Source organism: Pseudogemmobacter hezensis (assembly GCF_013155295.1).
GTDB lineage: Bacteria > Pseudomonadota > Alphaproteobacteria > Rhodobacterales > Rhodobacteraceae > Pseudogemmobacter > Pseudogemmobacter hezensis.
In genome coordinates, this window is sequence record NZ_JABJXT010000021.1 from 57,709 (window position 1) to 66,602 (window position 8,894).

Annotated in this window: 9 protein-coding genes and 1 pseudogene; 3 read left to right on the forward strand and 7 right to left on the reverse strand. The window is 62.5% G+C overall.

What is annotated here, in order from left to right:
- Positions 1 to 20: 20 nt before the first annotated feature.
- From HOY34_RS18180 to HOY34_RS18200, 5 genes are all read right to left on the reverse strand, one after another.
- Positions 21 to 422 (reverse strand): PaaI family thioesterase, encoded by a 402-nt coding sequence (locus HOY34_RS18180; RefSeq protein WP_172365493.1) that lies wholly within the window; start codon positions 420 to 422, stop codon positions 21 to 23.
- A gap of 101 nt (positions 423 to 523) precedes the next feature.
- A complete protein-coding gene (locus HOY34_RS18185) occupies positions 524 to 1,639 on the reverse strand; it encodes an ABC transporter ATP-binding protein (protein WP_172365495.1) in 1,116 nt (371 codons plus the stop codon).
- A 4-nt stretch (positions 1,640 to 1,643) separates the two neighbouring features.
- On the reverse strand, positions 1,644 to 2,522 hold the full coding sequence (locus HOY34_RS18190) for a carbohydrate ABC transporter permease (RefSeq protein ID WP_172365497.1): 879 nt from the start codon (positions 2,520 to 2,522) through the stop codon (positions 1,644 to 1,646).
- Positions 2,519 to 3,415: a carbohydrate ABC transporter permease gene (locus tag HOY34_RS18195; protein ID WP_172365498.1), complete on the reverse strand. Its 897-nt coding sequence runs from the start codon at positions 3,413 to 3,415 to the stop codon at positions 2,519 to 2,521. The genes HOY34_RS18190 and HOY34_RS18195 overlap by 4 nt, the downstream gene beginning before the upstream one ends.
- A 134-nt stretch (positions 3,416 to 3,549) precedes the next feature.
- A complete protein-coding gene (locus HOY34_RS18200; protein WP_172365500.1) occupies positions 3,550 to 4,803 on the reverse strand; it encodes an ABC transporter substrate-binding protein in 1,254 nt (417 codons plus the stop codon).
- Positions 4,804 to 5,139: 336 nt separating this feature from the next.
- Here HOY34_RS18200 and HOY34_RS18205 point away from each other — a divergent pair, with 336 nt between their 5' ends.
- Positions 5,140 to 6,114 (forward strand): LacI family DNA-binding transcriptional regulator, encoded by a 975-nt coding sequence (locus HOY34_RS18205; RefSeq protein WP_253944533.1) that lies wholly within the window; start codon positions 5,140 to 5,142, stop codon positions 6,112 to 6,114.
- 108 nt (positions 6,115 to 6,222) lie between these two features.
- Positions 6,223 to 7,095, forward strand: a complete 873-nt coding sequence (locus HOY34_RS18210; RefSeq protein ID WP_172365504.1) for a CHAD domain-containing protein — start codon at positions 6,223 to 6,225, stop codon at positions 7,093 to 7,095.
- 37 nt (positions 7,096 to 7,132) lie between these two features.
- Here the strand turns inward: HOY34_RS18210 and HOY34_RS18215 are convergent, their stop codons facing one another.
- Positions 7,133 to 7,906, reverse strand: a complete 774-nt coding sequence (locus HOY34_RS18215; protein WP_172365506.1) for an alpha/beta fold hydrolase — start codon at positions 7,904 to 7,906, stop codon at positions 7,133 to 7,135.
- 96 nt (positions 7,907 to 8,002) lie between these two features.
- On the opposite strand from HOY34_RS18215, the gene HOY34_RS18220 reads away from it, so the two are divergent.
- The gene (locus HOY34_RS18220; RefSeq protein ID WP_172365508.1) at positions 8,003 to 8,374 is read left to right on the forward strand and encodes a hypothetical protein; all 372 of its coding nucleotides are present in this window, start codon (positions 8,003 to 8,005) and stop codon (positions 8,372 to 8,374) included.
- 11 nt (positions 8,375 to 8,385) lie between these two features.
- Here the strand turns inward: HOY34_RS18220 and HOY34_RS18225 are convergent.
- Positions 8,386 to 8,894, reverse strand: a pseudogene (locus HOY34_RS18225) (bifunctional methylenetetrahydrofolate dehydrogenase/methenyltetrahydrofolate cyclohydrolase); the annotation flags it as partial.

The following is an 8,894-nucleotide window of genomic DNA, read 5'->3' on the forward strand; positions in this document are numbered from 1 at the left end:
CGCGCCCCCCCAGGCCATGTTCAGCGCGGCAGAACCATCTGGGTCTGGGTGACCTGGGCCGCCAGTTTGCCATCCTCGCGCAGGATCGAGGTCTGCCAGACCTGCAGCCTGCGCCCCTTTTGCAGCGGCAGGCAGACCGCGTGAACCCTTTGCCCTGCCGCCAGCGGGCGGAAGAAGTTGGTCTTGCTTTCCACCGTGGTCGTGGTCTGATCTGCCGGGATCGAGGCGAAGGTGCCCGCGCCGCCAAGCGAATCGGCCAGCGCCATGATCGCGCCGCCATGCAAGACGCCGTTGCGGTTCAGCAGCTCTGGCCGCACCACCAGATCGGCCTCGACACGATCGGGCGCGATTGCGGTGATCTCCAGCCCCAAAAGCGCGGCGAAGGGTGAGATTTCCAGGGCGGTCGGAAGCGGTTGGCTCATGCGGTTCTATCCTGTTCTGGCGGGTGCGGCGGATCGCATCCCGTCCCGAGTGCCGCAAACCCGCCCCGGTTGCAACCGCCGCCTGATCCCGGCCCCGCCGCCTATGCCGTGATGATCCGGTCTCCGGTCTTCGGGTCAAAGGCCACCGCTTTCTCCATATTCACCGCGAAATCAAAGGGCTGGTGCGGCTGGACCGAGGCATCGGCCCGCATCCTGGCGATCACATCTTTGCCCGACAATGTCATGGTCACAAAGGTATCCGCGCCGGCAGGCTCGGTCACGGTGACCATATTATGCAGCGGCTGGATATTGTGAGAGTTGCGGTCAGCGCCTTCGGGATCGGTGATCGCCTCGGGGCGGATGCCCAGAAGGATCTCGCGCCCCTCCCAGGCGGTGAAATTGCCGGAACTGAAGGCCAGCCGCAGCGGTTTGCCATTCGCATCGGTGATCTCGGCCTGGGCGCGGCCGCCCTCGATCACCAGCTTTGCGGTGATGATGTTCATTGCGGGGCTGCCCATGAAGGTGGCGACAAAGAGGTTCGCCGGGCTGTCATAGATCTCTTTCGGCGTGCCGAGTTGCTGCACATAACCCTTGTTCATCACCGCGATGCGGGTGGAAAGGGTCAGCGCCTCGATCTGGTCATGGGTGACATAGACGATGGTGCGCTTCAGCTTGTGATGCAGCTTTTTGATCTCGGTCCGCATATCGACGCGCAGTTTCGCGTCGAGGTTGGAAAGCGGCTCGTCAAAGAGAAATACATCCGGGTCGCGCACCAGCGCACGGCCCATCGCAACCCGCTGGCGCTGACCACCAGACAGCTGGCCGGGCTTGCGGTCCAGCAGGTGGTCGATCTGCAGCAGTTTGGCGACCTCGGCCAGCGCACGCTCTCGCTCGGGTTTTGGGGTGCCGTGCATCTCAAGCCCGAAGGTGATGTTCTGGCCGACCGTCATATTCGGGTAAAGCGCGTAGGACTGGAACACCATGGCGATATTGCGCTTTGACGGGTGGACGCCGTTCACGACCCGGTCTTTGATCGCAATCTCGCCGCCCGAGATGGTTTCCAGCCCGGCGATCATGTTCAGAAGGGTGGATTTGCCGCAGCCCGAGGGGCCGACGAGGACCAGAAACTCGCCCTCTTCGACCTGGATGTCGACGGAATGCAGCACTTTGACCGCGCCGTAGCTTTTGGTGACGTTGCGGATATCGAGAAAGCCCATGGCATCAACCTTTGACAGAGCCCGCCATCAGACCGCGCACGAAATAGCGGCCAGCGACGATGTAAACGATCAGGGTGGGGATGGCGGCAAGGATCGCGGCGGCGAAATGGACGTTGTATTCCTTAACGCCGGTCGAGCTTTGCACGAGGTTGTTCAGCGCGACGGTCATCGGCTGGGTGGTGCCGCCGAAGCTGGCGCCGAACAGGAAGTCATTCCAGATATTGGTGAATTGCCAGATCACGCAAACCACCGCGATGGGGCCTGAAACCGGCAGCATGATGCGCCAGAAGATGCGGAAGAACCCGGCGCCGTCGATCTGCGCCGCGCGCACCAGCTCCGTCGGGAAGGCGGCGTAATAATTGCGGAAGTAAAGCGTCGAAAAGCCCAGGCCATAGACCACATGGACAAGGATCAGCCCCTGTATGGATCCCGCCATTCCCAGCATCCCAAGGACGCGCGCCATCGGGATCAGCACGATCTGGAAGGGGATGAAGCAGGAAAACAGCATCAGCCCGAAGATGATCGTATCGCCCTTAAAGCGCCATTTCGTCAGGATATAGCCGTTGATCGCGCCCAGCATGGTCGAGATCGCTACCGCCGGCACCACCATCAGGATCGAGGTCAGGAAGTAAGGCTTCAGACCGGTTGGATTGACGCCGATCTGCGCGGTAGACCAGGCCGAGCGCCATGGATCCAGCGTCCACTCTTTCGGCAGCGCCATCATATTGCCGCCGGTGATCTCGGACAGCGGTTTGACCGAATTGACCCCCATCACATAAAGCGGCAGCAGGTAGAACAGCGCGAAAAGCAGCAGGATCAGATAGATGAAGGCGCGGGTGATGCGCCCCGTCGAGACGGCGGTGTCCTGGGCGGCGACGCTCATTCCTTCTTCTCCTTCAGTTCAGAATAGAGATAGGGCACCATGATCGCGGCAATGGTCATCAGCATGATCACCGCCGAAGAGGCGCCGACGCCCATCTCTTTGCGGGTGAAGGTATAGGAATACATGAAGGTCGCGGGCATCTCGGTGGCGCGGCCGGGGCCGCCGCCGGTCAGGGCGATGACGAGGTCGTAGGACTTGATCGCCAGATGGGCGAGGATCACGAAAGCCGACAGGAACGCCGGGCGCAGCAGCGGGATCACGATGCGGCGGTAAAGCTGCCAGTTGGACGCGCCGTCGATCTGGGCGGCTTTCAGGACCTCATTGTCGATGCCGCGCAGTCCTGCGAGGAACATCGCCATCACAAAGCCCGAGCTCTGCCAGACCGCCGCCAGCACGATCGTATAGATCGCCATTGTGTTCGACTTGATCCAGGTGAAGGAAAAGCTCTCCCATCCCCATTGATGCATGACATTTTCCAGCCCGATGCCGGGATCCAGAAACCATTTCCAGGCGGTGCCGGTGACGATGAAGGAAAGCGCCATCGGGTAGAGGTAGATCGGGCGCAAGACGCCCTCGCCCCGGATCTTCTGGTCAAGGAAAATCGCCAGCATCAGCCCGATTGCGGTGCAGATCACGATGTAAAGCGTGGCGAAGATCGCGATGTTCTTCAGTGCGACATGCCAGTGCGGCAGGGAAAACAGCCGGACGTAGTTGGAAAAGCCGACAAAATCCCAGCTGGGCAGCATCTTTGAGCTGGTGAAGGATAACACCACCGTAAAAAGGATGAAGCCATAAACGAAAAACAATGTGACCGCGACAGACGGGGCCAGCACCAGTTTTGGCAGCCAGTCCTGTAGCTTTGTGCGGAAATCGGCCTCAGGCAAGGCTGCCATGGACGTTTCTCTCCCCATGAAGCCCGATATGTCGGGCGGTCGCGCCAGGAGCGCGACAAAAATTTTCGAAAATTTTTGGCAAATTCCTTCGAAGGAATTTGTGGCGCGGGCGGCAGGCGTCCGCGCCTGTTGGATTATTGTGCGGCCGCGACGGCGTCTTTCAGCGCGGCGGCAGCCGTTGCGCCATCGCTGTACTCGCCGTTAAAGGCGGCAGTGATCACGTCAAAGGTGGCATTTTTCACCGCAGCCGGGGCGCCATAGCCATGCGCCATGGACCCGTAAAGCGTGCCATTGGTATTGGCCTCGGCCAGGTCCTTGATGCCTTTTTTACCGCAATCATCGAAATCGGTATCGGGCACATCGGTACGCGCCGGGACCGAGCCTTTGACCACGTTGAAGGCCGACTGGAAGGCCGGGCTTTCAATTGCCGAGGCCATTGCCAGCTGCGCCTTCACTTTCTCTTCGCCCTTGACGTTGAACATCGCGAACTGATCAGCGTTGAAGGTGACCGCGCCCTGCGTTCCCGGGAAGCGGATACATATGAAACCCTCGCCGGGCTTTTGGCCTGCTTTCAGGAATTCACCCTTGGCCCAGTCGCCCATGATCTGCATGCCCGCTTCGCCATTGATCACCATGGCCGAAGCCAGGTTCCAGTCGCGGCCCGAGAAGTTGCTGTCCACATAGGTCCGCAGTTTCAGCAGCTGATCAAAGGCCGCGGCCATTTTCTCACCGCCAAGCGCCTCGGGGTCGAGATCGATGAAGGCCGCCTTGTAGAAATCGCTGCCCTGCGCCAGCACCAGGCTGTCAAAGATCGTCGCATCCTGCCAGGGCTGGCCGCCATGGGCCAAAGGCGTGATGCCGTTTTCCTGCATCTTGTCGAGAACGGCGATCAGCTCTTCCCAGTTGGTCGGCGCGGCCAGGCCGGTCTTGTCCAGCGCAGCCTTAGAGATCCAGACCCAATTGGTCGAATGCACATTCACGGGGGCCGCGATCCAATGGCCGTCATGCTTGGAGAATGCCTGCAGCGCCTCGGGGATGACCTGGTCCCAGCCCTCGGGGCCGGCGACTGCATCAAGGTTGCCCAGCACGCCCTGCTCGGCCCAGTCGGTGATGTCAAAACCCAGCATCTGCACTGCGGTCGGGGCGTCGCCTGCGGTCACCCGCGCCGAAAGCGCTGTCATCGCCGCCTCACCGCCGCCCCCTGCGACCGGCATGTCGATCCAGCCGATGCCCTGCTTTGCCAGATCCTCTTTCAGCACATTCAGCGCCGCCGCCTCGCCGCCGGCCGTCCACCAGTGCAGCACCTCAACATCCTCGGCCATCGCAGCCGAGGACAGCCCAGCCGTCAGCGCCAGAGCAGAGGCGAAACCTTTGGTCATCTTCCTCATCGCATCCTCCCAGATGATATGTCCCATGAGGGAACGCATTATTGAAACGTTACAAACGGGGCTGGCGTCAACCAGATTCTTTGAATCAATTCCGATGCTGCGCCGCAGAAAATAACAGCATATGCGATGGTATCAGCCGAAATCCCTGATCCTGATGGCCTGGCAAGCCGGGTTGTATCGTTGCATTTTACTGTCATAATCGCGGCCAAAGCCACAGAGGCCAAACAAGGAGGCAAAGCCCTGTCCGAATCTGCCGCCCCCCCCAGCAAAGCGGATGCCCGCAGCCCCGGCCAGGATGCAGCATCGTCGCGCCCGGCGGTCAGGTCTCGCCCGACCTTGCGCACCATCGCGGCAGAAACCGGGCTGGCGGTGACCACCGTTTCACGGGCGCTGGCGGAAGATCCGCATATCAAAGCCGCGACCCGGGCGCTGGTGCGCGCGGCGGCGGACCGGCAGGGCTATGTGCCAGACCGGGCCGCGCAGCGTCTGCGCACCGGACGCACCAGGGTCGTACAGCTGCTGCTGAACCTGGATCACGAATTCCTCGGCGTCACGCATGAGCTGATCGGCGGACTAAGCGAGGCCCTGGCCGGCACCGGCTATTCGGTCACCATCTTTCCCGATCTGATCGGCGAGGACCGCCTGGCCCGGGTGCGCCGCATCGTCGAGACCCGGCTGGGCGACGGGGTGATCTTCAACCGGACAGAGCCCTTCGACCCCCGCGTGCGCTATCTGCTGGAGCAGGGTTTCCCCTTTGTCAGCCATGGCCGCACCGAGTTTACCACACCGCATCCATGGGTTGATTTCGACAATGAGGCCTTTGCCCGCATCGCGGTTGAACGCCTGATCGCCAAAGGCCGCAAACGCCTGCTGATGATCCTGCCGCCCGCGAATTTCTCATTCGCGCAGCATCTTCGCTGGGGGGCGGTGGCGGCGGCAAAGGGGGCCGGGATCATCTGCGAGATCCCCGAGGCCATCACCCTGGACACCTCCGAGCGCGAGACCATTGCCTGGCTGCGCCACCGCCTGTCACAGCCCGATCGCCCCGATGGCATCATCGGTGTCGGCGAGGTGGCGGCGATGGCTGCGCTGGCTGCGATCAGCGATTGCGGGCTGACCCCAGGCGATCAGATCGACGTTGTGGCCAAGCGGGCCTCGGCGATTTTTGACCTGATGCGCCCGCGGATCGATACGATGGTCGAGGATCTGCGGCTGGCCGGGCGCACTATGGGCGAGACCCTCTTGCGCACCATGGCCGGGGAAGACGTCTCGCAACTGCAGGTGCTGCACCAGCCGCTGATCGAGTTCTGAGCACCACTGCCCGCCCATGCGGGCAGATTTCTGCAGGTTGTCACAAAACCTTCATGCCTGTGTTGCACTGGTCTGCGATGCTCTGCGGGCATGCCCCCGGGGAAGAAATTGACGGATAGAGCGACGACCACGCCGCTGACAGCTGACAGCAGCTGTGAGCAGGCCTTTTGCCATATCATCATCAGCTGCTGCCAGGCGATTGACCGCCAGCTGACAGTTTTCCTTGAGACCGAGAATGAAAGCGGCCCGCATAAGGCGCGGGTTGCTTTGCGCCGTCTGACCACGGCGCTGGATGCGTTTTCGCCGATCCTGCATCGCAAGCAGGCGGCGCAGGTCCGTGTCGCGGCAAAGCGGCTGTTCCGCACTTTGGGTGAGATCCGCGATGCCGATGTTTTTCTGGCCTCGCAGCGGGGAGAGAAAAAGGCGCTTGGCGACAAGGTGCTGGCGCTGCGGCGCAAAACCCGCAAAGCGCTGCGTGACAGCAAGGCGGTGGGTTTTGCGCCGGGGGTTCTGAAACTTTGCCGCTCGGGGCAGATCTTCCGCTCTGACCGCCGCAGCCAGATTCTGCGGGCCGCGCCGGTGGCGGTGCTGGCGCGGCTGGTGCTGCAGGAGGCATGGGCCGACGCGCATCGCTATGGCCCCGATCCCGGCCAGATGGGCGAAGAGGCGCGCCATGATTTTCGCAAAGATCTCAAGACGCTGCGCTATCTGGCCGAGTTTTTCGCGGGCTTTTGGCCAGGCCCCGCGCATCAGGATTTTCGCAGCCGTATGCAGGGGCTGCAGGATGGCCTGGGGGTCTTGAACGATATGGCCAATGCGCGGCAGCGGGGCAGGGCAGGTGACCCGGATGCCGAGGCGGATGCCCTGCGCAAAGCCGCGCGGATCTGGGCTGCGATCTCTGAAGAGGCCCCCTTCTGGGCCCCGCCAGAACAGCCGGCAACGGGCGAGGCCCCGCCTGCAGATAAGGATGGCGCCGACTGACAGGGCTCCACAGGAGGGCGCTACAGGGCAACAGGGCCTATGCGGTCAGGAAAACCCGCACGGTTTCCTCAAACTCACGCGGCTTTTCGGCATGCAGCCAGTGCCCGGCATCCGGCAGCTTTGCAAAGCGCGAATGCGGAAACAGCGCCCGGATCGTCTCGCGGTGTTCGGGGCGGACGTAATGGCTTTCGCCGCCGGTCAGAAACAGGGTCGGGCCGTCGAAATGCCCGGAAGTGCCGGGCCAGCCGACAATCTTCGGCATTTCCTGCAAAAGCACATCCAGATTAAGCCGCCAGACCGGTCCGCCCTCGGCCTTCAGATCCAGCGATTGCAGGAAAAACGCCCGCAAGGCTGGATCAGGCACCAGAAGGGCCAGCTGCCGATCGGCTTCGCCCCGGCTGGTCAGCCCCTGCAGCGGCAGCGCCTGCATCGCGTGGATATGGTGGCTCTGGTCATGATTATAGGCCACGGGCGCGATATCTGCGACGACAAGGCGGCGGATCAGATCGCCCCGGGTCAGCGCCAGCTGCATCGCAGCCTTGCCGCCCATCGAATGGCCCAGAAGATCAACCTTGCCACCAAGGCTTTGAATAACCTCGGCAATATCATCGGCCATCGCGGGGTAATCCTGCACCGCCATGCGCGGGCTTTCACCGTGATTGCGCTGATCGACCGCGATCACATCGCGCCGATCCGCCAGCCTGCGGGCAATGGCATTCCAGTTGCGGGCCGATCCGAACAGGCCATGCGCGATAACCAGCGGCAAAGAGCCGTCAGGGTCCGAGGCGGGGTGGCGTATCATCGCAAGCATAAGCGTTTCCATTTTGAAACGAATTGTCCAATATCCGGGCGGTTGCAGAACCGTGCGGACACAACGATACTTACATCATTTTTATAAGGACTGGAAATGAGCGCGGTCACCATTCGTCAGATGGCCGGACGGGTCGAAGAGCTGCTGGCAGAGCGTCTCGGCGCGCGCGGTGCCGACTTTGAGGCCAAGCTGCGCCACCGGGGCCGCAGGCTGCCGCGCAAGGTGCGCAGGGCCGCCGCCGACCTGGCCCAGGCCTCTGCGATGACGCATAACCCCCGCCTTCACGCGCAGCTGGATGAGGGGATCATCGCCCGCGACTATGACATTTGCCTGCGCTATTTCTCGACGCTGGCCCGTGGCTCGCGCGGGCGTGGGGCCAGGGGCCCCGGCCTTGTGTCACTGGGCCTGTCACTGCTGGTTGTGGCGGCGGCGGCTGTCGGGTTCATGCTCTGGCGTGGCCTGATCTGAGCTGACAACCCTCACGCGGTCAGCCCTTTTGGTTCTTGCAGGCCGTTTGCGCGGCATGCGGCGGTGAGGGTATTTGCCAGCAGGCAGGCGATGGTCATCGGGCCGACGCCGCCGGGGACCGGGGTGATCGCGCCTGCGACCTCGGCCGCGCTGTCATAATGCACGTCACCGACCAGGCGGTTTTTGCCGTCGCGCTCGATCCGGTTGATGCCAACATCGATCACGGTCGCGCCCGGTTTCACCATATCGCCGGTGATCATCTCGGGCCGGCCCACGGCTGCGACCAGTATATCCGCGCCGCGACAGACCGCGGCCAGATCTTTGGTGCGGCTATGCGCAATCGTCACCGTGCAGCTGTCGCCCAGCAAAAGCTGCGCCATCGGCTTGCCGACAATGTTCGAGCGCCCGACCACCACCGCATTCAGCCCCGCAAGGCTGCCATGATGGTCGCGCAGCATCATCAGACAGCCCAGCGGCGTGCAGGGCACCATCGACTTCTGCCCGGTGCCCAAAAGCCCGA